The following is a 23,220-nucleotide window of genomic DNA, read 5'->3' on the forward strand; positions in this document are numbered from 1 at the left end:
GTTGAATAGGCATTCCATTATTTGATTTCTGATCTGGTACTTCTGACTGATCACCCCCGAAAACAGCGTTCAATTCAAAGGGTTTACTTCTTATGGCAGGTTTTGATCACGGCCCCAATGAGCCGGGAGAACAGGAAAACCACGAGACGATCTCTCGTAATACGCGACTGGGTCTGATCCTGTTCACCATTTATCTGTTGCTGTATGGCGGCTTCGTTTTTCTGAATACGTTCTCGCCTGCCAAAATGGAAGTCGTGGTATTTGCCGGATTGAACCTGGCCATCGTCTACGGTTTCACACTGATCATCGCTGCATTCGTCCTCGCCATCATCTATGGCTGGCTGTGCCGCAATGATGTTGCTTCCTCTGGTTCCAGCAATCAGGAGGACGCATAATGCTTTACGAACCCTCACTGATGGCGGTCCTCATCTTTGGTGTGATCGTCGCCATCACCCTCGGACTCAGTTTCTGGCTGGGTGCGAAAGCAAAATCGGCCAAGGGATATTTCGCCGCTTCAGGTGGCATCCACTGGTTCATTAACGGCGTCGCCTTTGCCGGCGATTATCTCTCTGCAGCCTCCTTCCTGGGGATCTGCGGGATGATTGCCTTCTACGGCTACGATGGATTCCTCTACTCCATCGGCTATCTGGCAGGCTGGATCGTGGCCCTGTTCGTCATTGCCGAACCGCTCAAGCGGATGGGCCGCTTCACCTTTGCCGATGCCCTCGACAGCAAATTCCAGTCCCGCGGCATTAAACTGGCCGCCGCCATCAGCACCCTGGCCGTCAGTATCTTCTACCTGATTCCCCAGATGGTCGGAGCAGGTGCACTGATCACCCCGCTACTGGGTTTTCCGCACTACGTCGGCGTGTTGCTGGTCGGCACAATCGTGATCATCATCGTCGTCACCGCCGGCATGGTCAGTACGACCTATGTCCAGTTCCTCAAAGGCTCTCTGCTGGTTATCTTCAGTACCCTGCTCACCGTCCTGATTCTGCAGCGGGGGTTTTCCACAGATCCGGTCAATGACGGTAAATCCACACATCAGTTTCAGATCCTCGGGCCTGCTGCCACCAATGACATCGAGCACTGGCGGGAGGAACTGGGACTCACGGAACAGGACTCCCTGATCCCCCTCGACCAGGGTCCCTGGGAGAAAAAAGGCTACCTGCAACTCACCCGTGCCGACAAAACATCCTACTGGAAGCTCACTCAGAAGGCCGACCAGCAGTATTTCCTCTCCGAGACGCAGTACAAGGAAAAAACGGACGACGGAAAAATCATCATCAACGGGCTGCCCCAGGGAACCGGGGAAGGTGAAACCGACCTCTATCCCGTCGGCCGCATCAGTAAACTGCCCGATGATAAAACCGAGACTGGTCCGCTGGGACTCACGGAATTCTTCAGTACGCTCAGCAAAAGTGAAGTCATTCTCTGGGGCTCCGATTCCATCAAGGAGAAAGACGGCACCGACCTGACCATCTACTATCCCAAGCCGACATCGGGCGAGGCAGTCCTCAGCCCGGGCAACCATCCCAAATTTGCCGGGATCCGTGGGTCGGAAATTAAAGGCAAACTGAACTTCCTCTCGCTGATGCTGGCCCTGTTCTGCGGGACCGCCTCTTTGCCTCACATCCTGATCCGCTACTACACGGTGAAAGACCAGGCCAGTGCCCGGAAAAGTACGATCGTCGGTATCGGCAGCATCGGTTACTTCTACATCCTGACCCTCTTCATGGGTCTGGGAGCCATGACCAGTGGTGCGATGGACGTGACCAACTCCAACATGGCTGCTCCCCTGCTCGCCAAGAGCATCAGCGACTGGCTGTTCGCAATCATCTCCGCAATTGCCTTCACCACCGTACTCGGAACTGTCAGCGGTCTGATCATCGCTTCCAGTGGCGCGGTCGTGCACGACCTGATGTCGAGCTTCATGAAGATTGAAATGAACGACTTCGCCAAAGTCCGCATCGCCAAGATCGCTTCCGTTGTCGTCGGCCTGATCGCGATCGTCCTCGGGATTCTGTTTAAAGAGTTCAACGTCAACTATCTGGTCGGCTGGGCCTTCAGCGTCGCCGCCTCGGCGAATCTGCCCGCTCTGGTGATGCTGCTCTTCTGGCCCAAAACCACAAAACAGGGAATCACAGCCGCCATCTTTGTCGGCATGATCTCTTCACTCGCCTGGATCCTGCTCAGCGCAGACTCCTATAAAGGCATCTACGGGCTGCCACCGGAAGACGCGATCGTCCCCTTCAGTCAGCCCGGTCTGGTCACCATCCCGCTTGGTTTTCTCACGCTGATCCTCGTCTCACTGCTCACGCAACCTAAACCTGAGGAGGCCACGAGTTGAACCAGCAGCCACCCGAACAGGAATGGCTCACCGCAACCGCGGTCGAAGAGGGCGTGACCGTACTGTTTCGTCTGCTGCCGCATATTCCCCTGGATATCGCGACAGCCGATTTCCCGGACCGCGTTGAAATCCTCTGGCCGTATCAGTCAGCCAGTGAAAGCAAACAGCCCGGCCCCCAGGACCGGGAGCAGATGAGCCTGTTCGAAGAACTGCTGGTCAACGCCTGGGGGGAGACCGGTCTGGGACACCTCACCATGCTCATCACGGGCAATCTGGTCTGTCACTGGCAATGGTATGTGCGGGATCAGGAAGAAGCCCTGACGATCCTCAATAAGGCACTCGAAGATCTCCCCACGCTGCCGATTCAGATCCATTCTCAGAACGATCCCGACTGGCACGCCTATTCTGACTTCATGCAGCAGGTCCGGAAAAGCAACTGAAAACAGGCTGACGCGATCGGAATCACGCCAGCCTGTTGAAAGATCAGTTGAACCAGGATCTCTGGGGCTCAGGACTGCGCTGACTCCTGCTTGCCAAACCGGTCCAGAATTTCATTCACGGTCGAGCGGATCGTAATACACAAACCGTCCAGATCCAGGTCGTCTTCATCCAGACCGAATGGTTCTTCAACGGAGTGCGCGATCACCTCGATCCCGATCATGAAGTATGCCATGATCACCGTCATAGGCACCGTCCATATTTTGAAGTCTTCCACCAGCCCCCAGGGCAGCGTCACCAGATAGAGTGTAATACAGTGTCGCACGAATGTCCGATAAGAAGGCGACAGCCGTGTGCGACGAATCCGCTCACAGGCGCCGCAGATTTCCATCAGTTCCCGTGTCTCCGAATCAATGATCCGCATTTCATCGCCGTCGATGATCCCCGTTCGTTTCCAGCTGATCACCCTGCGGTAAATCAGGTCTGCAATGTACGCCGGGATGTGGCGGGGAGGCGGATCGATCTGTTCCAGTTCGGGGAACATCGAAAAGTCGTCATCCTCACGCAGGTGATCCCGGAGCGACTCAGGAAACGCGACAAGCAGATCCGCAAGTTCTCTTAACTCTTCTCTGGTGAAGTTCGTCAGCTCGCGAAATTTGATCGCCATATTCCGGCTGACATTGACCAGTTTTCCCCACAGCTTACGGGCTTCCCACCAGCGGGAATAGGAGCTGTTCGTCCGGAAAACCAGCAGCAGCCCCAGCACCAGACCAATGAATCCATGCAGGTCAGATGAGAAATCGCCAAATTTTTCGATCTTCACAATTTGCTCAGGGTGGATGTTGAACTTTTCCAGCACTCCCCCTGCCAGCATACCAATGTCATTCTTGATCAGCGGGATCAGGCTATACAGCCCGACCAGCCCTGCATAGTAAGAAATCCGTCCGACGGTCCCCAGTTTTTTCTCGATAAACGAGAGGTTCAGCTCTGCATCAGCTGCCATAGATATACGTTCCCTGTAACAGTCAGATTATGGTGATCGTTTCAGTTGCGCGAGACGATAGGGGAACTCTAGTTTTTTCGTCCCAATAACACAACCGATGTATCATCATGTCTTCCCGAACCATCCGTAAATGCATTCGAGTCCCGAAACAGGTTCTCCAGAGCGGTGTCCAGACAGGAGGAACGCGATTCCTGTAAGGATTTCATAATTCCCGGGATTCCGAACTCGCCGAACTGCTCTTTTTCGCCTGGAAAGGCTTCCGCCAGACCATCGGTGAAAATCAGCAGTCGGCTGTCGGGGGGAACCACAGAGGTATGCACGTCATATTCCACATCCGAAACGATCCCCAGAGGCAGCCCGCCATCATCCAGTGATCCGAGCTCATAAATCTGGTCGGTTTCCAGTTCGTGCACGATCGGAATCGGCGCGCCCGCAGACGTCCACTGAAACTTGTTCGTGCGTGAATTCAGAATCCCGTACAGCAGCGTAATGAAACCACCGTCATCGTTCACAATCGCCTGATCGCACAGACGGTTATTCACATCCGAAACAAAGGCAGCCGTATCCAGGTAACGGTTGGAGCGGATCATGCCCACCAGCGTGTGCATCGTCATGATCGACATGCAGGCTTTCATCCCATGCCCGGAAGCATCTCCCACCAGCAGCACCAGATTCTCATCATCCAGCATGAACACATCGTAATAATCACCGCCTGCCAGCGTCACCGGCTGTCCGCCAAACACGCGAATCTGTGAAGATTCATACCGCGCCGACACATCAAAGCGGTCCGGCGAAATGATATTGCTGGGGATGATCGATTCCTGCAGCTTGCGAACCGATTCCACTTCTTCCCGCAACCGCTCTGCCACAAACCGTTCCCGCTCCGCTTTGACGGAATTCACAACGCTCTCCAGCGTCACTTCCATCAGGAACATGAAGTCCCCTCCTTCATCGCGGATAATATAAGCCCGCATGCCGGCTGTCAGGAATCGAGCCAGATGGAACGTATCCTGCCCGGGACAGGCTCCCACGATCGGCGTATCCAGGTGCTGCTGACGCACCTGCTCAAAATGATCGTAAGCCGTCTGGGGATCAGGGCTCGTAATCGACATCAGAATGATGTCCCACTGCCCCTTCTCGGATGCCGCTGAGAGAAATTCTTCCGGCGTCTCGCAAAGCACCACGTCATTATCACTCACCCCGAGATACATGGAGATGAGCTCACATTCCTGGAGATTGTCCCACCCGACAAGAATTCGCATATCTGGCCCGCCTGTCTATTTCGAATTCAGTTCATGGATTCATGATTTGTTAATACGATCATCATACATGCTTCACATTCATTACGCGAATGATTTTTTTCATAAACACCGGTGTCCAATTCACATCCCAGTTGTTCCATCAGGCAACAGAACAACAGACTGAACATACTTGAGCCCCAAGTCATTTTAACTGTTTATCCGCTGAACAATTTGCCCTTGATCCGCTCCTGCCGAATCGTATGTTGGTCCCAATCTGGCTCGCGCGCGAGGCAGGTCAACGTGCACGGGAACACGACGCACCAGTGAGGCAAATGCACCTGAAACGTCATCGATTTTCACCAGGTTTTTACTGGAACAATTTGAACCCGTTCGAATTGTTCTCCCTCTGATCTGGCCAAATCGGGACAAATTCTGGCCAAAAATGGACACAATCAGGACAAAAACCGGACACAATCCGGCCACATTGGGACAAAATTTTGTCCTGATCCCCACAAACGATTCAGCAAAATTCGAACCTTCGGTTAACACCGGCGTCTGCAAATCGCGAGTAGGTATCTGAGAGTACAAAATTACGAACGGTTCCATAATTACTCCTCTCATCAAAACGGTCCGTGTGCCACTGCTCGGCTTGTCCGACAGTGCATCTCAGAGATCGTTTTCCCACCTCAACAGATCCTCCCTCACCACTGAATAAACTGGACTGGACTCAGAGCCGCGCCTGACCAGAATGCCTGGTTATGCGTCGCGCGCGCGAGTGCACACTATCTTTACACTGAAACATCCGGCACCAATGCAGCAAACACACTATAAAACCCTCTGGTTTCAGCACGCTTTGAAAACAACTGCTCATCGATGCACTCCGATTCTGGTCAACTTTTACCGCTTATAACCGCATAAAAACCGCTGATTGCCAACAATGACACGTTCTATCACCTAGTCCCGCAGAACAGAGAAAAGCAGCTCAATCAAAATCAAAGGATACGCCCGAATGCAATTCTGTCCCAGTGGAGCAAGCAGGATACTGACAGAGAATGCATCCAGGACAGGAGATCCATATCCTCTTACCTGACAGGAATCACAAACCTTTTCGCCCCCCCATCGCCAGCCAATTATATGTGACGTCACCAGAGCCACGCAGATGAAAAGAGACTACGACTGAATTTAAGCAGTGCACATAATAACCAGTCACTAAGTACAATGGGTTCCTCTGGAAGTCATGCATGAGCGTCACCACGCACAACCCTTTTCGTACGTTTCGCGTCTTTCGTGGTAGAAAATTTCGTGATGCTGTGTCATTGCTGACTCGCCAGCAATGATCGTGAAAACGCATCAACATGGATAAGTAAAGGGTCCGCCCGAATGCAATTCGGGCCGAGCGCAGCGAGCAGGAAACTGTCAGCGTTGCGTTCAAGAGAGACACAGGTCGTTTGCTCTCGAGACCGTCCTGGATGGAGGTTGGAAAGAGAAATAGCACTCGTACCTCAACCCTGACGGTTTCCTGTTGTCTATGACAACCTCGAATTTCATTCGGGGGCACCCACTGTTTCTCCTGCACGCCTCCCCTAATTTCTTTCGTGCTTTTCGTGCCGTTCGTGGTGGTAAATCATTCACCTGTTTCGTGGTGCAACCGGATAACCTCGCATGCAGTTCGGGCATGAAATGGAGGGGGGACCTATGTGCCCGCACGCCTGGCCGTCGGGTGGCACCGTTGGCTCGTCCAACGGTGATCAAAAACCAGCCCTGCACAAGCTACTCCTCAGTAAAACCTGTACCTTCATCTGGTTTTTACTTTACATTCACCTCGCTGCTTTATAATGGAAGAAGCATTGGTCAGGCACTGAGTCCTTATATCGTACTACATAAGAATACGGTCCGTGAAACGGCACATGATTCCCGCATGCTGCAAGAGCGCTTCAGCGTACAACATCATTCTTATTTCACGGCTGGTCCGGCATCGGTCAGCCCCCTGGGCTCACAAGCGGCTCCGTCAGACCAGATTCACCCTCACTCCAGTCGGCCAGTTCCCTTCCACTGCGCAAACCATGCGGGGAAAGAACGTCTTCCCCCGGAGGAATATAACAACCGTCTGGCAGTCCCTCTCTCTGCAACCAAGGATACTGCTATGAGACCTCAAAAGTACCAGTTACTCTCCCTGATTCTGCCGGCGCTGGCAGCGATCACATGCCTGACGATCGCCCTCCCGGCACACGCCGAACAGAAAAAACCCAACATCCTGCTGATCGTCTCCGATGACACCGGCTACGGTGATCTGGGCCCCTATGGTGGCGGTGAAGGTCGTGGCATGCCCACTCCCAATATCGATAAGATGGCCCGCGCAGGCATGACCTTCTTCTCTTTCTACGCTCAGCCCAGTTGCACCCCCGGTCGTGCTGCCATCCAGACGGGTCGCATCCCCAACCGCAGCGGGATGACGACCGTCTCCTTCCCGGGACAGGGGGGCGGACTTCCCAAAGCGGAATGGACCCTCGCTTCGGTCCTCAAGCAGGCCAATTACCGCACTTACTTCACGGGGAAATGGCACCTGGGCGAAGCCGACCACGCGCTGCCTAATGCGCACGGTTATGATTTTATGGAGCACTGCTTCCTCTACCACCTCAACGCCTACACTTACGGCGATCCGAACCGGTTCCCCGATATGGATTTCAAGCTGCGACTCATGTTCAACATCGTCACCAAAGGTTCCCTCTCGGGCAAAGCGGGAGAGACTCCGAAGCAGGACTGGAGAGTCAACGGTTCCTACGTCGACACGCCGGAAAAGGGATTCGTCGGCATCCCCTTTCTCGATCAGTACGTCGAACAGTCAGGCCTGAAATTCCTGGAAGATGCCGCCAGACACCCCGATCAGCCCTTCTTTATCAACGTCAACTTCATGAAGGTCCACCAGCCCAACCTGCCGGCTCCCGAATTCAAACACAAATCCATCTCCAAAACCAAATACGCTGATTCCATCGTCGAGCTCGATACGCGCATCGGCAGCCTGATGAACAAACTCAAGGAACTCGGACTGGAGAAAGACACGCTCGTCTTCTTTACCACCGACAACGGCGCCTGGCAGGACGTCTACCCGGACGCGGGCTACACACCCTTCCGCGGCACGAAAGGGACCGTCCGCGAGGGGGGCAGCAGGGTCCCCGCCATCGCTGTCTGGCCCGGTAAAATCAAGGACGGCGTCCGCAATCACGACATCCTCGGCGGTCTGGACCTGATGGCCACCTTCGCTTCCCTCGCCGGTCTGGCACTTCCGGAAAACGACCGCGCAGGCAAACCGATTTACTTCGACAGCTACGACATGTCACCAGCCCTGTTCGGCACAGGCAAGTCGGAACGTAATTCCTGGTTCTACTTCACGGAAAATGAACTCGCACCGGGTGCCGCCCGTGTCGGCAAATACAAGGCCGTCTTCAACCTGCGGGGGGATGACGGACAGGCCACCGGCGGGCTGGCCGTCGATACCAACCTCGGCTGGAAAGGACCGGACAAGTATGTTGCCACCGTACCGCAGGTCTTTGACCTGCTGCAGGACCCGCAGGAACGTTATGACGTCTTCATGAACAACTACACGGAACACACCTGGACCCTGATCACCTTCAATGCAGCCATCCGGAATCTGCTGCAAACCTACGTCAAATATCCGCCACGCAAAATGCAGAGTGAAATCTATCACGGGCCCATCACGCTCACGGACTACCATCGGTTTAAATTTGTCAGAGATGCCCTGAAAGATGAAGGCATGAAATTCCCGAAGCTGTTCGGCAACTGAGTACCTGTGCTGACCGATAACCGCGCGGACCGCCGGGGTTCACCTGTCGGCTCGTCTGATCACACTTGTCAGATCAAAACCGACCACTTCGAATCAGCAGACTCAAGTACGTTTCAGTAGCACCGGACACCCCCGATTTTTCACAGAATTTTTACTTTACATTCAGGCCTCCCGATTATAATGAGATCAGTGTATTCAAGTCAGACACTAACGTAAATCGATCTCATCATTGAGGAATTCTTGTATGCAACGGGAATCATTTCCAGTTCCTTATTATGCTGAAGCCTGGTTCAGGAACAATCCAACTACACTCTCCGCACTGTCTGACATTCTTTTTCCTCGGCCATCACTGACTCTCCAGATCATCAGGCTTGTCTGGCATCCTGAGTATATTCTGCTTAAAGGCTATCGGCTTCGTTCTCCCACTCAAAATAGACAGGGAAATAACGTCTGCTCCCTGATACCGTCGACAGCCCCCCGGACTGTTTTCTACTCGCGACTGTGAAGGTCTCCACTATGAAACATACTGCGCCCCTTTTTCGCTCATTCCTTCTGCCCTTCCTGGCAGTCATCACCATCCTGGTGATCGCCCTCCCGGCACAGGCCCAGCAGAAAAAAACCAATATCCTGTTCATCGTCTCCGACGACACCGGTTACGGTGACCTGGGTCCCTATGGAGGTGGTGTCGGTCGTGGGATGCCCACTCCCAACATCGACCGCATGGCCCGGGAAGGGATGACTTTCTTTTCCTTTTACGCACAACCCAGTTGCACCCCCGGTCGGGCCGCGATGCAGACCGGCCGCATCCCCAACCGTAGCGGGATGACAACCGTCGCCTTCCAGGGACAGGGGGGGCGGACTCCCCAAGGCAGAATGGACACTCGCCTCGGTCCTCAAACAGGCTGGTTACCAGACCTACTTCACGGGTAAATGGCACCTGGGAGAATCTGATTATGCCCTCCCCAATGCACATGGTTACGATGAAATGGAGCATTGCTTCCTCTATCACTGCAATGCCTACACTTACGGTGACCCGACCTGGTTCCCCGATATGAAACCAGATCTGCGGGCCATGTTCGACCGCGTCACAAAAGGTTCGCTGTCCGGCAAAGCAGGGGAAGCTCCCAAACAGGACTGGAAAGTCAATGGACAGTATGTCGACACGCCCGAAAAAGGGGTCGTGGGCATCCCATTCATGGATAAGTACGTCGAAAAGTCAGGATTGAAGTTTCTGGAACAGGCAGCCCAAAAGCCGGATCAGCCTTTCTTTATCAATATCAATTTCATGAAGGTCCACCAGCCAAACCTGCCCGCACCGGAATTTAAACACAAATCACTCTCCAAATCCAAGTATGCTGATTCGGTTGTCGAACTCGACACGCGGATCGGTAACATCATGGACAAACTCCGTGAACTCGGCCTCGATCAGAATACACTCGTCTTCTACACTACTGACAACGGCGCCTGGCAGGACGTCTATCCCGATGCCGGTTATACTCCTCTGCGGGGGACGAAGGGAACTGTCCGCGAAGGGGGCAACCGCGTCCCTGCCATCGCAATCTGGCCCGGGAAAATCAAGGCCGGCGTCCGTAACCACGACATTCTCGGCGGCCTGGATCTGATGGCCACTTTCGCCTCTGTTGCCGGGATTAAACTGCCCGAAAATGACCGCGAAGGCAAACCCATCTACTTCGACAGTCTCGACATGACACCCGTCCTGACCGGAACGGGTGAATGCCCCCGGCAGTCCTGGTTCTACTTCACCGAAAATGAACTGACTCCTGGAGCAGCCCGCGTCAACAATTACAAAGCCGTTTTCAACCTCCGGGGGGATGACGGATCACCTACGGGAGGTCTGGCCGTCGATTCCAACCTGGGCTGGAAAGGCCCCAACAAGTATGTCGCCACCGTTCCCCAAATCTTCGATCTCTGGCAGGATCCGCAGGAACGCTACGATATCTTCATGAATAACTACACCGAACGGACCTGGACTCTGGTGACATTTAACGCCGAAATCAGCAAACTGATGAAAACTTACGTCAAGTATCCACCGCGGAAACTGCAAAGTGAAGTCTATACCGGACCACTCACGCTGACCGAATACCAGCGGTTCAAATTTGTCAGGGACGCTTTGAAAAACGAAGGCATCAGTCTGCCGCTGCCCACTGGCAACTGAGTGCGTGTGCCGACTGTAAACCGTGCAGGCCGCCTGTGCTTCAGGCGGCCTGCTTTTCCATCGTAGTTTGGTTCCCTTACCCGCCAGAGAGATTGAACACATGAGATTTCAGTCACGTCTTCGATTACTGACATTCGTTCTTTTTCTGACCTGCTGTGCGTTTCAGCTACACGCCGCCGATCCGCTTCCCTCCTGGAACGACTCAGCCGCCAGACAGAACATCATGGCCTTCGTCAAAAAAGTGACGACGGAAGGCACGCCCGATTACGTCCCTCCCGAACTCCGCATCGCCACCTTCGACAACGACGGCACCCTCTGGTCGGAAAAGCCCATGTACTTTCAAATGTACTTCGCCGTCGATCGCGTCAAAACGCTCGCCCCCCAGCATCCGGAATGGAAAACACAGGAACCCTTCGCCTCGGTCCTCAAGGGAGATTATAAAACCGCATTCGCCGGCGGCGAAAAAGCGGTGCTGCAACTGGTCGTCGCCACACATGCCGGCATGACCACCACGGAATTTGAACAGATCGTCAACAAGTGGAGCGAAACAGCCCGGCACCCCAAAACCGGGCGACTGTTTACCGAAATGGTCTATCAGCCCATGCTCGAACTGCTCGCCTACATGCGCGCGAACGGGTTCAAAACCTTCATCGTCTCCGGAGGCGGAATCGAGTTCATGCGGCCCTGGACCAATCGCGTCTACGGCATCCCCCCTCAACAGGTTGTCGGCAGCAGCATCAAAACGAAATTCGAAATGCGGGACAGTGGCCCCGTGCTGATCCGGCTGCCGGAGGTGAATTTCATCGATGACAAAGCGGGTAAACCGATCGGCATCAACTCACATATCGGCCTGCGTCCCATTGCCGCCTTCGGTAATTCCGACGGTGATATCCAGATGCTCGAATGGGCGACCGGCACGTCCGGCGCCCGCTTCGCCCTGCTCGTGCATCACACCGATGCCAAACGCGAATACGCCTACAACACAGGCGCTGTGCAGGCACTCAAAGACGCCAGCGAGAAAGGCTGGACCGTCGTCAACATGAAAGACGACTGGAAAGTCATTTATCCACCACTCAAAAAGTAGCACAAGGAGAATCATCAATCAGAATCAGCTTTCTTTTCAAATCCCGGCAGCATCATCTGCAAATTCAACAAATTGTAATTTTCCTATCTGGAGTAAAAAAATGAACAGAATACGAGTATTACTGACAATTTCCCTGGTCACACTTCTGGCGGTACTCAACCCGGGCTTTGCTGAGGCACAATCGAAGGAAAAACCCAACATTGTATTCATCATGGGTGATGATATTGGCATGTGGAATATTGGCGCCTATCATCGAGGGCTCATGGCCGGCACAACTCCCCATATCGACCAGCTCGCACGCCAGGGTGCCATCTTTACTGACTACTACGCCGAAGCCAGCTGTACCGCCGGTCGGGCCAATTTCATCACCGGTCAGTTACCAATGCGAACCGGACTGACAACCGTCGGCCAGGCAGGTGCCAAGATTGGTATGCCGGACAAGGCCCCCACCATCGCTACGGCTCTCAAGGAACTCGGCTACGCCACCGGTCAGTTCGGCAAGAATCACCTTGGCGACCGCAACGAATTCCTCCCCACCGTCCACGGGTTCGACGAGTTCTTTGGCTATCTCTATCACCTTGATGCCATGGAAGACCCGTTCCACCCGAACTATCCCAAAGAACTTTTAAACGTCGTCGGACCGCGGAACATGCTACACTGCCTGGCCACCAGCCAGGATGACCCGACTGTCCAGCCGCGCTGGGGTAAGATCGGAAAGCAGAAGATCACCGACATGGGTCCGCTCCCGCCGCATCCCACCGAAGGGATCAAGCTGAATATGGAAACCGTCGATGATGTCATCCTGGATTACACGTTTAATTTCATGAAAAAGGCCCGCCAGCAGGAAAAGCCCTTCTTCGTCTGGCTCAACCCGACCCGCATGCATGTTGTCACACACCTCGCTCCCAAGTATAAGGCACTGCGGAATTCTGAAAATGGCTGGAGTCTGCAGGAAGCCGGCATGGCCCAGTTCGATGACATTATCGGCACCGTGATGCAGCAACTCGAAAACATGGGCATTGCCGACAACACCATCGTCGTCATTACCACAGACAACGGAGCGGAAGGCTTCTCCTGGCCCGACGGCGGCACCACTCCCTTCAAAGGCTGGAAGGGCATGGGCACCGAAGGGGGCTTCCGCGTTCCCTGTGTGATCCGCTGGCCGGGTAAAGTCAAACCCAACCAGGTCATTAATGGAGTCATTTCCGGCATGGACTGGTTCCCCACCTTCGTCGCCGCAGCAGGCTATGAAGGCGACATCACCGAGGACCTGAAAAAGGGCAAAACACTCAATGGCAAACAATACAAAGTACATCTTGACGGCTACGATCAGACGGCCATGTTGACTCGAGGTGAGAAATCAGCCCGAAATGAAATCTGGTATTTCACGGAATCCACACTGGCAGCCGCCCGGATTGGGGATTTCAAATATACTTTCTTAAATCAACCCGATGGCTGGTTCGGGCCGAAGGTCAAACTCGACTGGCCCGGCATTGTAAATCTCCGTCTCGATCCCTTCGAAAAAATGAGCCTGGGAGACTCGCTGTTTGCCAAAGACTGGTGGGTCTACCAGTTCTGGCGGTTTGTCTTCGTACAGCAGGAAGTCGCCAAACTCGCCAAGACTGCGATCGATTATCCCCCCATGCAGCCCGGGGCGAGCTTTAATCTCGGAGACGTCAAAGAAAAGGTCAACAGGGCAATTCAAAGTCGTACCGGAAATTAGTGTCATTAACGACAACACCTCAGCGACCGTATGCTGGTCGCTGAGGTGGTTTCTGCTACGTTTCATCTGCCTGGATCAGAAAAAAAAACCCAGGTTAACTGGTTGCTCTCCCTGCACCTGAACGCTTCAACTTCAATCACTCGCGTTCAACGGGGATGCTACAGATCCGAAAAGATCTTAATCACTCGACCGGGACTGCAAACAGGGTAATGAAGGCCAGCACCAGGGCGATCAGCAGAAAGAAAATCTTCTGAAACAGGGTCTTCGACAGGGAGAACGCGATCAGGCATTGCAGCATGTAGTAAAACGCAAAGGCACGCGATGCCAGCGCCAGAATCGTCAACGTGGGAAAGAATGCCAGTACCAGCGCCCCGGCACAGATCAGCAGGTTCGCATGCAGGGCTGAGACATGCTCGTGTGTTGCTTCCACAACATTTCCACTGCCGCCCAGCGTATCGGCCAGGGCCGCACTGAACTGACTGAGCACAGCTGCACAGACCAGGGGAATCGGTAAATAAACCGAAGCCTGACCGGCCAGCACGATCAATTCATTGTCTTTGACCGGTCTGGTCAGATGGTACATCAATGGCGTCGCCAGCGCCACAAACACGATGTAAACCACCGAGGAAATGATCTGTGACAGGCGACAACTTTGAATCCGCGTCGCTTCATCATACTGTTCCCCCAGGTAACGCGATGTTTCAAATCCCTGGACCACAATTAACGTCCCTCCCAGGATCGTCAGGATCTCCCACCACGATCGCCGGGGAGTCCGGGGCCAGTGAATTCCACTGGCAGCCGCTTCCAGATCAAATACGCCAAACCCGACAAACATCAACACCACGATCAGCAGGCTCACCCACAAGCCCACCGCCTCCAGTCGCTCCAGCATCTTCAGACCTTTGAAATAAGCAAAGACCGCAATCCCCAGAATGATTGCGGCTGTCAGCAGGTGCTTATTGAAGGGAGTATCAGCCTGCTTACTCAAACCACCCAGTAAAAATGAGGCCAGAATATTGATATACAGACAGACGGAAATCACATAAGCCCCGACCAGGGCCAGATCCGAACTGCGTTCCAGCCGCTTGGTCCTGCGGCTGGCTTCATCCTTTTCCAGTAACGGTTCCGCATGCCTGATATTAAAGCGAATCGCGTGTCCGACACAATAAGCCAGGACACAGACCCCCACCATCGCCAGAACGGCATATTTCCCCACGGCGCCATGCAACACAGGCACAATCACCAGAAAGCCACTGCCAAAAATGGAAGCCAGAGGAGTCGAGGTCGCAATGATCAGCTTTTTCATGAATCTCACCTGGCAAAAGAGTTTATTTTCGGAATGCATTCCCCGGGCTGTCAACCAGGAATCTGTTTCACTGTGGCAGCGTCTTCCTCCCGCACCGTCTCCGGCAGCATCAGCACGGCCCCCAGAAAGAAGCAGATTGCGCCCTGCAGGGTAAATGCGACCGACACCATGACTATCCAGTCCACCTCCGGCCCGGGAGCCGTGAAGGCGAAAAATGCGGACATCATAAAGCCAATGCAGCCCAACAGGTTGATCGAACCGATCCACCAGGAGAGATTTCCCGGCTGCCAGCCCCAGTAATAATGGCAGATTTCGATAAAAGCCAGGTATCCGGACGCCAGAAACAGAATCGACCCCACATAATTGGGAATCCAGACCAACAGGTCGGTCTCGAACCAGGAGAGCCCAGGCAACAGCGCATCGAGTGTATTGAAATTGAAGAGAATCGTGCCGATAAACTGCAGCGCACAACTCAGCCAGCCCGCATCCAGCGGTTTCCAGCCCAACAGTTTTCGCCGACTCTCTGAGTCATCCTCTTCATCAGGCAGCGCCCCCGCATTAGCTGCCTGGTACAGTTGCAGATAAGCGGCGGTCGTGAAGGGAATCGAACCGGCAAAGTAAATCACATTCACTTCCGTCGCACTCAGCGAAAGTGCGGACGCCAGATCGGGAGAGAGGGACAGTGCACTGGCCGCTGCGAACAGCAGCGCGCCCACAGCAAAGAGACTCCCGATCCACCAGTTCAACTCTCGCGGCAGCCACAGACAGCGCACCAGCAACTTTCCGAGCGCCTCGGCCAGGCCGATCTCCCGGGCAATCAGATCCTTGCGATGCTTACGCGACAACCATTCCCGCAACGTCCCATCCACGTGCCGAAACAGCCGACGCGTGGTAAACGGCGGCGCCCCTGTGGACTCGATACATTCCCATCCTTGTGATTTCTGACCTGACTCTGGCATACTCCCCAGTCTATTGAAGATTCTGAAAAAAAACGATGCAGAAGCCGATTCCGATTTTCACACGACCCACTGAATATTTTTCTTGACTCCCCGATCTGAATTCTAAAAAATGCAGAGTACACCTCAGAACAAAAGTCGAGTTAATGAACGGCGTCCCTGTTTCTCTCTTTCCTGCATATCTTTTTATACGAGAGATGGAATTCCCATGACCGATGATCACAACCCCGAGGAAGTTGTCCCGTCCGAATCCGCTGAAGTCACCACACCGGAAAATGATGCCTCTGTCATGGTCTGGTCATCCAGCTCTGGCGAAAGCAAATTACTGCACGCCATGCAGATCGACGAGACCGGGATTGCCTGGCTGCTGAATATCAGTAAACCCAAAATTCTGGAAGAACTGATCGGCCGCATCAACGAAAATCCCGATCAGGCAACATCCATTATCTCCGCCGAATCCAAAGGAAAATTCCTGCCGCGCGAACAGCTGGCCCGTGTCAGTTATACCGAGGGGCTCAGTCAGCTCCTGATTATTGATACCGATGGCAAGAAGCACAAAGTTACCGACGGTGAAGAAGGCGAACAGCGACAGATCTTTGAAGCGGTCCGCCAGCACCTGGGTGGCGATGCCGGCGAAGAAGAAGCCGACGCCTGGTCCGTGATGCAGGGCCCGTTGCTCGGCCTGGTGATCACGGCTGCCGCGGGAGGCTTCATGGTTTTCCTCGCCACCGAAGCCGATCCCAATAAAGAATTCACCGGCCGTCGTCGCGGCATGAAACAATTACTCAACTGGCTGGGCTACACCATCGGGCCCACCTGGATGGGGGTGATTGCCGGAACGATCTTTCTCGGCATTTTCGCTTACATGATCATGCAGCTCGTCAAACGTCCCGTCCGCGAATTTTTGGCATTCAAAACGGTCTGACGAAGACCGGAACGTCCTTACTTCGTTGAAGCAAGGGAAATGGTTCGTAAATACAAAAGAGAGGAGTCTCACATGCTCCATCAGGTGTTGTCGATCGTTGTATTATTTTCGTGCATATTGAATGCCGATACTCTCGCCCGATCCGAAGAAGTATTGAGTGACGCCGAGCGGGCGAAACGGACTCAGGAACTGAGCAACAACCTGCGGCTCTCACAGAAGTTCATGTTCCACTCCGGTTATTTCTTCATCGGCGACCTGGCCAGTTCACATCAGAGCGGAAAACCCCGCCTGCCACTGACCGACAATCAGGAACAGACACTCAAACAGTTGGATCGACTGCTCCTGCTGGCAAAGTTTGCTGCGATGGACCGGGATGCGGATTACCTGGAGGGCAATCCCCGCGACTTTGAAGCATACCTGCAGCGCAGCAGACAACGGCAGCGCGCGGCTGTCAGGCATGGGCAACACATGACCTTCACCGGACTGCTCTCGACAACTCAAACCCGATACGCTCTGCAGGATTACATTTCTGTCCGGGAATGGCACACATTTAAGATCTACCTGATCCAGGAACTACTGGAACTGACCGAGCCCCAGCTAAAGCAACTGAAGCAGGCGCAAGACAATTACAACAAAAGTACCAGACCACTGTTTCTCGGTTCGATGAAACCGAAAGCTGATCAGAAAGACATCCGGGCAGGTATTAATCTTTACAAAGAGGAATATCGCCGCGCGTCGCTCGCCATTCTGAACCCGATACAAAAGATAAAGTATGACCAGCTGAAGACCAGGCCTCCGCCGATCGAAGTGCTGCCTACCACACCCCCGCTTACTGCAGCTGATCAGCAACGCCTGGATCTGGAAACGCATTCTGAAATCTTCCGCATCATCCACCAGCAGCAAAACCAGCTGAACTTAACACCAAAGCAAGTCGAATTTCTACAGCAACTCACCCGCATCACCCAGCGCGGCTTACTCTGGATCGAAACCACTCAGGCAGAACAGCCAGAAGAAGAATCGAACGCCACGACCCTCTTTAAACACACGCTGGCCGAGTTCCTGAAACACGCCGAACAGGTCGCCCTGCAGGACATCCTCTCAGAACCACAGGCCAGGCAGGTACTGGCTCATCGCATTTAACCATAGCGTTTCTCAATTTAATATACTCGGTCCAAATGGCCTTGGAGACGCTACAGTAAAACGGGACACAGTCTAGACGCCAGGTGAGGCAGTCTGTTCTCGTTCGCTGCGTGCAAACCGGCGGTCCACATACCGGACCAGCAGAAACAGGACAATTCCGGTCCCCGGTAAGAGGATCAACAGCAAAAAAGGCAGGATCTTTCCCCGCAGGTACCGCTCATTCAGATAGGGAATCCCCTGCACTTCGCCCTGGACGCCCCCCTTCCCGTCCGCGGTATAGCGGACCCCGGTCGTGTTGTCCTCGACTTCGATCCCTGCCGGAAAGGTAAACGCCAGATCATTCTGAGTCACCGTGCCGAACGACACCGACTCGACCCGCACCTCGTCCACCGATTCTGCCTCTGCGCCTGTCGGCAGCCTGTTACATTTGAGCAGATGAAACCGCTGCGGAAACCAGATCCCCTGCGTCTGCACGGCCTGCTCAACCCGCATGGCCTCAAACCAGCGCAGTTCTCGCCCCTGCTCCTGCTTTTGGGAGCATTCCAGGCGATAGGCCAGCGGGAGAAACTGCCGTGCGGGATCAAAGTGCACTGTCAGAATTCCCGGATATTTTTTCATCCGTGGGAACTGAAACGGGTACGAAAACGAAATTGTCTCTCGTTCGCCAATCATCCCCGAGTTTATGGGTGGAGAGCGATCCGATTCTAAATCCGCGGTATCCAATAATGACAGTGCCTGGACAGTCTCCTGAATAAAATAGAGATCGTGCCCGCCAACCGTGCCGTTGCCCCAGAAGTTGAGCAGCCCCTCTTTATGATTCCAGTTCTTGAGATGAGTGATCGAACCAGAGGACCTCTGGCCTTCGTCATTGATCAACTCACGGGCACACAGGAACTCCCCCTCACTCGCATCAGCGGTTCTCACCTCTCTATGCATGATACCATGCTCGTGCTTCGGTGATTCCACCAACGTCATTTGATATTCCTGCCAGTACGATTCCCCCCGGCAACGGGTATCAAATTTCATACGAAACATCTTCTTCTCAGCAGGCTCAGCAATCTCCCCGCCATAGGGAAATGTACTCAGATCCTCGCGCAGCACGTACTTGCGGGTACGAGTCTCATAAGCAATATTCTCAAACAGCCGCAACCGCTGTTCCAGGGCCTCAACAAGAACAGTCCGCTGCTCCTCCGCAGGCAGCGCAAAGAACTCCTCGACGCTCATCGCAGGAATCTGCGGCAGCGAAGCATCACCGGCAGCCACCGACCTGTCACCACAACACAGAACAAAGGCGCTAGAGGTAGTTTCAAAACCCAAAACTACGTGAACAGTTTGGTATAGTATTTGTACGAGTACCTCCCTCGAAAGGAGGTCTCATTATGACCATGACCCGCGTGTCACGACCTGCCACAGGTCGCAACATTACCGGGTCCAGGACGGAACCAAAACCACAACTCTCGGACGAGCAATGGCTTCTGATCAAAGATCTGTTTCCAGAACCACCGGTAAACGCAGCCGGAGGGCGGCCCAGAGTGGCTCCCCGCGAGTGCCTCGAAGGAATCCTTTGGGTATTAAGGACCGGTGCCCGATGGAAAGATTTACCAACATTTTTACCATCTCCCAGCACCTGCTGGCGGCGTTTCAAGGAATGGACCGAAGACGGTGTCTTCCTGGAAGCGTGGCAGCGATTGCTCGAACACTTAGACCGCCGGAAGCTGGTTGTCTGGTCGGAAGCATTCGGGGATGGCACATTCTGCCCCGCAAAAAAAGGGGCGCCGATGTCGGAAAGACAAAACGGGGAAAGGGAACCAAGCTTATGCTGCTGGTCGACGGAAACGGGCTCCCTCTCGCTTTGGATCGTGCCAGTGCCTCTCCGGCAGAGGTGAAGCTGATTGAATCCCTGCTGGACCAGCGAGTTTTGCCACGCGACCCCGATCGCCTGATTTATGATCGTGCGGCCGACAGCGATCCCCTGCGCACAGAGCTGGCGGAACGGCAGATAGAGCTGATCTGTCCGCATCGCAAGAACCGTGTGAAACCAGCGACGCAAGACGGGCGTGCTCTGCGGCGATATCGACGCCGCTGGAAAGTCGAACGCACCATCAGCTGGCTGTTCAACTTTCGTCGTCTGGTAATACGATATGAACGATACAGTCATTTGTTTTTAGGATTCGCACAACTCGCGTGCGTGTTCACCTTACTTAATAAGTTATGAAACCACTTCTAACCAGGATCATCAGCAGCATATTCCAGCGCAACATCATTTCCGCCTTTCCAGAGAAACCGGCAATCGATCACAGCCTGAGCACATCTCTCTGTTCCATGGTACATGTGAACCAAACCTGTATTCAAGCCGGATTAGTCATGCAGACGATATCCGGACCACTTCTGAAATTCAGGAAAACAGGTCGGATCAAGACGAATTTCAAAAACGAGAAATGCAATCGGGGCCCAGTCTGATAAAATCAAAAGCAGGCACCCCTGATGATTTCACGACGGCTCCTTTAAAAAAATGAGGAAAGCCATGCGCGCCCGGCACTGCCCGACCACCTTCATTTCCGCCCTGCTCAGTCTCAGCGCAGTCTGGTTGCTGATACTCAGCGGAGCACACTCAGCATTCGCCATCGAAGCGAAAAAGCCGCAACTTTCCCTGGCCGACACAATCCAGCAGCAGAGCCAGATTCCCCGCGAACAGTTTTACGGCGAAGTCAAGCTGATGCATGCCCCGAACCCGATGGACGTTCAGTTTTCGGAAGACGGATCGGTCCTGTTCTCCCAGGCGGAAACAATTCGCCTCTGGCGGAGCGACACAGGCGCCTACCTGGGCAGCATCGCCGGTCCCGCCCGCTTCAGCAGGTTCGCACAGCTCAATCACTCCCGCTGGCTGGTAACCGTGGATGATAGCGAGGCAGACGATCAGCAAGGCTGGTACTATAGTATGCCCCAGCTCATCCCCTGCCTGAGAGTCTGGGATGTCCACACGGGAAAATGCCTGGCCGTCCGCCGTCTGCGGGTTCCCATCAACGTGGAAAGACTCTGGATCAATTCGATCGCCACATCAACCGATTCGACGTGGGTGCTGTTTGGATCTCGTTTCGTCAAAGAAAAAGCAGAGCAGGAACCGAAGAGTTTTCTGGATGGTTCCTCAGATGACTACTGTTTTCTGGCAGGTTTCCAGGGCCCCAACCTGACTCCCACCTGCGATCTGGAATTCGATGAATTATCCAATTACCGTTATCTGAACTATAACTCGCACAACGGCAAGCTGCTGATCTATGGAGAGACCGAATTAGCCTGCTTCGACCCGGACAGTCAGAAAATCATCTGGTCGACCAGCGGCTACCAACAGGGTGTGAAACATGATGAAATCAAGGGCATCATCAATCTGGAGCAGCCGTTTCAAATGGAGTTGACAGAGTCCGGAAAGAAGAGAACCTTCACCCCCTTCATCGTCCAGTTTGAATCGAATTCGCTTTACAAAGTTCCTGCCCAGAGTGTGGACTTTTCCAGACTGACCCTGCTCAACTGGGGACTGATCGACCCATCCACTGGCAAGTTACTCCATCATGATTTAGTGATGAGAAAGACGGGCCCGGGCAACTACAAAACTCCCAAAGCTGAAAATCTCAAATTTCCAGGACCCAAGGATGCCAATAAGTTAAATGCCTGGGTCTACGACAAGCAGGAACATGCAATCAAGGCCGTTGATCTGGTCGAAGCCTGGAGGGTAGCTTCCAAGCCTGTACGGGACCGCACATTCACCATCAGAAAAGCGCGCGGTGATGCACTGGGAGAGAGATGGAACCTGGAACGCGACGACCTGCGAGATGAAGCCTACGTGCAGACCTGGAACAGCAATTCCGGGCGGATGTGCATCATTACCGGCTATACCCCGGAAATTGACCTGTATGATCTCTCGACCGGAAACACGATCGCTCAGCCGTCAGGGACGGTCAACGCCCTCTCCAGATTCACATCCGGAAAACTGGCTGCCTCACTGGACTGGAACGATGTTTCCGTGTTCGACTTGAAAGCAGAGGGATCACTCCAGCGAACCTTCAATACCAAAGCGCTCCAGAACTCCTGTGTCGCACTCTCAGTAGATGCGTCCCAATTACTCGTGGGAGAGATTTCCGGAAATGCGGGCGTCTGGGATCTGTCCCGCCGCAGCAAAGTCTTTGCCCTGGAAGGGGGGACAGAAAAGCTGCTCCGGATAGCAGGTAACACAACCCGCAACAGTATCGCCGCCCTCGATCAGGACGGTACTCTCTGGCGCTGGCAGACTCCGAAAGCCCCCGCAAAGCCCGGTGAAATGCAACTGCTCCGCGCACATTCACAGAAAAAACCCAAGCGACCGGAAGGATATTACCTTAACGAGTTTGATTACCGCATTCCCCGCTCGTTATGCGATCTCTCTGCCAATACCGAACTCTACCTGGCTTTCCGAGCATACTCAGCCGAAGAGGAAGATAACTATGGTGAACTCAGCCTTGGTTCTCCCGGCGAGGATCTCATCGCGAGGATCCATGAAGGGACGGGACAGTCATTCTATTTTGAGTACAAACACGGTGCTGTCGTGGAACTGCGCGCGGGGCAACCGCAGAAACAGATCACCCCGCCCGTCTATTACCAGAGCCAGTTGATGCAGATCAGATGCACTGCCGACGGTCGCTTTGCCATACTCGTATTCGATACCGGACAGATCCTGATCCTGAATCTCATAGCGGGAACCCTGGAAGCAATCATCCCCACCGGCCTGTCAGAAATCATGGACGTCAACTACCACCCGCAGCAGCAGACGCTCCTGGTCGCCTGCTTTCGGGGCACCATCACGGCTTGGAACTCCGATACGTTCCTGCGGACAGGCCTGCTGCAACTGAACGACGCCCGGCTGGAACACCTGGCATCCCAGCCAGCAGCAGACGGCTTCGACCTGGTCCTGGGCACCTGGGACACCGGTCTGATCGTCAAGCAGGGTGTCTTTAAGAAAGCAGATCAAAAACCGACGCGCCTCCCGGCACTCCCGTTTCCCGTAAAACTTCCCGGGGAATGAATTCATACAGAAAGCGATCCTCA

The 23,220-nt window shown here is 54.0% G+C and carries 15 protein-coding genes and 1 pseudogene; 11 read left to right on the forward strand and 5 right to left on the reverse strand.

Going from position 1 to position 23,220, the window contains the following annotated elements; all coding sequences use genetic code 11:
* Positions 1 to 92 precede the first annotated feature (92 nt).
* The 3 genes from Enr10x_RS17095 to Enr10x_RS17105 are packed head-to-tail and all read left to right on the forward strand — an operon-like array spanning position 93 to position 2,790.
* Complete coding sequence (locus Enr10x_RS17095) at positions 93 to 395, forward strand: DUF485 domain-containing protein (protein ID WP_145110379.1); 303 nt, start codon at positions 93 to 95, stop codon at positions 393 to 395.
* Positions 395 to 2,350: a sodium/solute symporter gene (locus Enr10x_RS17100; RefSeq protein ID WP_145110382.1), complete on the forward strand. Its 1,956-nt coding sequence runs from the start codon at positions 395 to 397 to the stop codon at positions 2,348 to 2,350. Before Enr10x_RS17095 ends, Enr10x_RS17100 begins: the two co-directional genes overlap by 1 nt.
* Positions 2,347 to 2,790: a DUF695 domain-containing protein gene (locus Enr10x_RS17105; RefSeq protein WP_145110384.1), complete on the forward strand. Its 444-nt coding sequence runs from the start codon at positions 2,347 to 2,349 to the stop codon at positions 2,788 to 2,790. Before Enr10x_RS17100 ends, Enr10x_RS17105 begins: the two co-directional genes overlap by 4 nt.
* A 68-nt stretch (positions 2,791 to 2,858) precedes the next feature.
* On the opposite strand, the gene Enr10x_RS17110 is transcribed toward Enr10x_RS17105, so the two are convergent.
* On the reverse strand, positions 2,859 to 3,791 hold the full coding sequence (locus Enr10x_RS17110) for a bestrophin (protein WP_145110386.1): 933 nt from the start codon (positions 3,789 to 3,791) through the stop codon (positions 2,859 to 2,861).
* Between the two features lie 68 nt (positions 3,792 to 3,859).
* Positions 3,860 to 5,053: a PP2C family protein-serine/threonine phosphatase gene (locus Enr10x_RS17115; protein WP_145110388.1), complete on the reverse strand. Its 1,194-nt coding sequence runs from the start codon at positions 5,051 to 5,053 to the stop codon at positions 3,860 to 3,862.
* Between the two features lie 2,122 nt (positions 5,054 to 7,175).
* Here Enr10x_RS17115 and Enr10x_RS17120 point away from each other — a divergent pair.
* From Enr10x_RS17120 to Enr10x_RS17135, 4 genes and pseudogenes are all read left to right on the forward strand, one after another.
* A complete protein-coding gene (locus Enr10x_RS17120; RefSeq protein ID WP_145110392.1) occupies positions 7,176 to 8,834 on the forward strand; it encodes an arylsulfatase in 1,659 nt (552 codons plus the stop codon).
* A gap of 516 nt (positions 8,835 to 9,350) precedes the next feature.
* Positions 9,351 to 11,010: pseudogene (locus tag Enr10x_RS17125) on the forward strand (arylsulfatase).
* A gap of 100 nt (positions 11,011 to 11,110) precedes the next feature.
* Positions 11,111 to 12,094 carry an HAD family hydrolase gene (locus tag Enr10x_RS17130; RefSeq protein WP_145110394.1) on the forward strand — a complete coding sequence of 328 codons (984 nt, stop codon included), beginning with the start codon at positions 11,111 to 11,113 and terminating at the stop codon, positions 12,092 to 12,094.
* A gap of 100 nt (positions 12,095 to 12,194) precedes the next feature.
* Complete coding sequence (locus tag Enr10x_RS17135; RefSeq protein WP_145110396.1) at positions 12,195 to 13,817, forward strand: arylsulfatase; 1,623 nt, start codon at positions 12,195 to 12,197, stop codon at positions 13,815 to 13,817.
* A gap of 181 nt (positions 13,818 to 13,998) precedes the next feature.
* On the opposite strand, the gene Enr10x_RS17140 is transcribed toward Enr10x_RS17135, so the two are convergent.
* Positions 13,999 to 15,123: a hypothetical protein gene (locus Enr10x_RS17140; RefSeq protein WP_145450795.1), complete on the reverse strand. Its 1,125-nt coding sequence runs from the start codon at positions 15,121 to 15,123 to the stop codon at positions 13,999 to 14,001.
* A gap of 50 nt (positions 15,124 to 15,173) precedes the next feature.
* Positions 15,174 to 16,082, reverse strand: a complete 909-nt coding sequence (locus tag Enr10x_RS17145) for a hypothetical protein (RefSeq protein WP_145450796.1) — start codon at positions 16,080 to 16,082, stop codon at positions 15,174 to 15,176.
* A gap of 205 nt (positions 16,083 to 16,287) precedes the next feature.
* On the opposite strand from Enr10x_RS17145, the gene Enr10x_RS17150 reads away from it, so the two are divergent.
* Both Enr10x_RS17150 and Enr10x_RS17155 read left to right on the forward strand, forming a co-directional pair.
* The gene (locus Enr10x_RS17150) at positions 16,288 to 17,004 is read left to right on the forward strand and encodes a hypothetical protein (RefSeq protein ID WP_145450797.1); all 717 of its coding nucleotides are present in this window, start codon (positions 16,288 to 16,290) and stop codon (positions 17,002 to 17,004) included.
* Positions 17,005 to 17,076: 72 nt separating this feature from the next.
* Complete coding sequence (locus Enr10x_RS17155) at positions 17,077 to 18,144, forward strand: hypothetical protein (RefSeq protein ID WP_145450798.1); 1,068 nt, start codon at positions 17,077 to 17,079, stop codon at positions 18,142 to 18,144.
* 72 nt (positions 18,145 to 18,216) lie between these two features.
* Here the strand turns inward: Enr10x_RS17155 and Enr10x_RS17160 are convergent, their stop codons facing one another.
* Positions 18,217 to 19,407, reverse strand: a complete 1,191-nt coding sequence (locus tag Enr10x_RS17160; protein ID WP_145450799.1) for a hypothetical protein — start codon at positions 19,405 to 19,407, stop codon at positions 18,217 to 18,219.
* A 122-nt stretch (positions 19,408 to 19,529) separates the two neighbouring features.
* Between Enr10x_RS17160 and Enr10x_RS17165 the strand changes: the two genes are divergently transcribed.
* Both Enr10x_RS17165 and Enr10x_RS17170 read left to right on the forward strand, forming a co-directional pair.
* A protein-coding gene (locus Enr10x_RS17165; RefSeq protein ID WP_390620441.1) for an IS5 family transposase occupies positions 19,530 to 20,359 on the forward strand; the annotation gives its coding sequence in 2 pieces (ribosomal slippage) (positions 19,530 to 19,920 and positions 19,920 to 20,359; 831 coding nt in all).
* 309 nt (positions 20,360 to 20,668) lie between these two features.
* Positions 20,669 to 23,197, forward strand: a complete 2,529-nt coding sequence (locus tag Enr10x_RS17170) for a WD40 repeat domain-containing protein (RefSeq protein ID WP_145450800.1) — start codon at positions 20,669 to 20,671, stop codon at positions 23,195 to 23,197.
* The last annotated feature ends 23 nt before the right edge of the window (positions 23,198 to 23,220 follow it).

The organism is Gimesia panareensis, assembly GCF_007748155.1.
In the GTDB taxonomy this organism is placed as follows: domain Bacteria; phylum Planctomycetota; class Planctomycetia; order Planctomycetales; family Planctomycetaceae; genus Gimesia; species Gimesia panareensis.

Excerpts from the sequence above, each read along its gene's own strand:
- Enr10x_RS17095 (WP_145110379.1), top strand. The coding sequence starts at position 93 with ATGGCAGGTTTTGATCACGGCCCCAATGAGCCGGGAGAACAGGAAAAC.
- Enr10x_RS17145 (WP_145450796.1), bottom strand. The coding sequence starts at position 16,082 with ATGCCAGAGTCAGGTCAGAAATCACAAGGATGGGAATGTATCGAGTCC.
- Enr10x_RS17170 (WP_145450800.1), top strand. The coding sequence starts at position 20,669 with ATGCGCGCCCGGCACTGCCCGACCACCTTCATTTCCGCCCTGCTCAGT.
- Enr10x_RS17100 (WP_145110382.1), top strand. The coding sequence starts at position 395 with ATGCTTTACGAACCCTCACTGATGGCGGTCCTCATCTTTGGTGTGATC.
- Enr10x_RS17140 (WP_145450795.1), bottom strand. The coding sequence starts at position 15,123 with ATGAAAAAGCTGATCATTGCGACCTCGACTCCTCTGGCTTCCATTTTT.
- Enr10x_RS17150 (WP_145450797.1), top strand. The coding sequence starts at position 16,288 with ATGACCGATGATCACAACCCCGAGGAAGTTGTCCCGTCCGAATCCGCT.
- Enr10x_RS17130 (WP_145110394.1), top strand. The coding sequence starts at position 11,111 with ATGAGATTTCAGTCACGTCTTCGATTACTGACATTCGTTCTTTTTCTG.
- Enr10x_RS17135 (WP_145110396.1), top strand. The coding sequence starts at position 12,195 with ATGAACAGAATACGAGTATTACTGACAATTTCCCTGGTCACACTTCTG.
- Enr10x_RS17115 (WP_145110388.1), bottom strand. The coding sequence starts at position 5,053 with ATGCGAATTCTTGTCGGGTGGGACAATCTCCAGGAATGTGAGCTCATC.
- Enr10x_RS17110 (WP_145110386.1), bottom strand. The coding sequence starts at position 3,791 with ATGGCAGCTGATGCAGAGCTGAACCTCTCGTTTATCGAGAAAAAACTG.
- Enr10x_RS17155 (WP_145450798.1), top strand. The coding sequence starts at position 17,077 with ATGCTCCATCAGGTGTTGTCGATCGTTGTATTATTTTCGTGCATATTG.
- Enr10x_RS17120 (WP_145110392.1), top strand. The coding sequence starts at position 7,176 with ATGAGACCTCAAAAGTACCAGTTACTCTCCCTGATTCTGCCGGCGCTG.